Here is a 238-nt window from a genome sequence, read left to right as displayed (position 1 = left end):
AAAAGCACCGCCGGACATCAGCGCTATCTCTGCTCTCACTGCCGTAAAACATGGCAACTGCAGTTCACTTACACCGCTTCTCAACCCGGTACGCACCAGAAAATCATTGATATGGCCATGAATGGCGTTGGATGCCGGGCAACTGCCCGCATTATGGGCGTTGGCCTCAACACGATTTTACGTCACTTAAAAAACTCAGGCCGCAGTCGGTAACCTCGCGCATACAGCCGGGCAGTGA

Annotated in this window: 1 pseudogene; it reads left to right on the top strand. The window is 53.4% G+C overall.

The window, feature by feature from the left end:
- Positions 1-238: pseudogene (locus SB822_RS60705) on the top strand (IS1-like element transposase); the annotation flags it as partial.

This window comes from Paraburkholderia sp. SIMBA_054 (assembly GCF_046534875.1).
In the GTDB taxonomy this organism is placed as follows: domain Bacteria; phylum Pseudomonadota; class Gammaproteobacteria; order Burkholderiales; family Burkholderiaceae; genus Paraburkholderia; species Paraburkholderia hospita.
Note: the sequence above shows the minus strand (reverse complement) of the source record. Positions and strands in the feature narration are given on the sequence as shown.